General features: G+C 47.4%; 1 protein-coding gene and 1 pseudogene. One reads left to right on the top strand and one right to left on the bottom strand.

The window, feature by feature from the left end:
* Positions 1 to 325 (bottom strand): annotated as a pseudogene (locus ACXRVY_RS29900) (carbonic anhydrase); the annotation flags it as partial.
* Between the two features lie 139 nt (positions 326 to 464).
* On the opposite strand from ACXRVY_RS29900, the gene ACXRVY_RS29895 reads away from it, so the two are divergent.
* Positions 465 to 1,082, top strand: coding sequence for a TetR/AcrR family transcriptional regulator (locus ACXRVY_RS29895; protein WP_223458890.1), 618 nt, complete (start codon positions 465 to 467; stop codon positions 1,080 to 1,082).
* Positions 1,083 to 1,252: the final 170 nt, after the last annotated feature.

The following is a 1,252-nucleotide window of genomic DNA, read 5'->3' as shown; positions in this document are numbered from 1 at the left end:
GTACGACCACTACTCTTTCGATACCGAAGAGATGGACCATAGTAGCGATAGACTGCACGCCTGCAACAGCCCGACCACCGGCGACTGATACGGGGAACAAGGTGGTGGTATGCCCAACCCTGTTACCAGCCTCATCGAGAACGTTCTCGCCCGGGTAGACCTCACCGAAATGCTTGGCGACAACGGCCGGAATTTCCGACGCACGCGGATCGAAGCAATGGATGACGATAGTATTGAGGCTCACTGCCTTGGCGAAGAGCGGGCGGAACTCCGACTCGTTGTACCAGGGCTGTGCTTTGAACGAGAAATCATTGAAGTTGGGCATTTTCTGTCTCCAGTGCTTTTGAGAATTTTGTGACTGGGCTGAACCAGCCGGTCAAAAGTACACAGATCTGTCTACCACCTCAAGAAAAAAGTAGACAGATCTGTGTGCCAAGCACTACGATTGATGCTGGAGAATTTTTATGAAAAATATTGCTTCAGGTTTCAAAGACCTCCGTTTTGAGGAAACCGCGTCTCTCAAGCCACGCGATCGTATCTTAAAGACAGCGATCATCCTTTTTAATGAACGTGGCGTACACACAATCGGAATTGATCGCATCATTGCTGAGAGCGGTGTATCGAAGAGAACCTTCTATAACTACTTCCCCTCGAAGGCTGATCTTATCGCTGCCTATTTGGATTTTTGGCATTGGCTTCGATTTACGAACTTGAACAAATACGCCACGCGAGCTGGCGGCGACCCAAAAGCCGAGCTGTTGGCGATTTTTGATTTTCTCGAGTATTGGTTTTCAGAGCAGGACTTCAGAGGCTGCGCATTTGCTCGTGGTCTAAATGATTTCAATGATGACGCATCGAAAATTTTGCGTGCAAAAGTAGGCTTGCACTTCGATGAGTGGGAAAATTTCATTAAAACGCGCTTGTCCCAACTCGTGGAACCTGACAAGGCAGAAGTCGTTCTCCCACAGTTTCTAAGCCTTATTACCGGCACAACTGTTGTTGCACACGCCTCTGGCAACATAAAAATCGCGCAACTAAACAAGCAAATAGCTGAAGCATTATTGAGTGAGAGGGCAGTTTAACTTTCAAGGCGTGGACCGGTCCTCGGCGCCTACCAAAAAATAAAATTCTCTAATTAATCATAGTATAATTTTCACTTGGGAAATCCGCCAACAAACCCAAGTGGCAAGTAGCTTATATTGATCAGTTTAAGGGTTCGTCCAGGAACCATTCAAGACCGGAAGCTTACGGT

Source organism: Pseudomonas sp. P5_A2_2, assembly GCF_054177685.1.
This window is presented reverse-complemented; position numbering and strand designations above follow the sequence as displayed.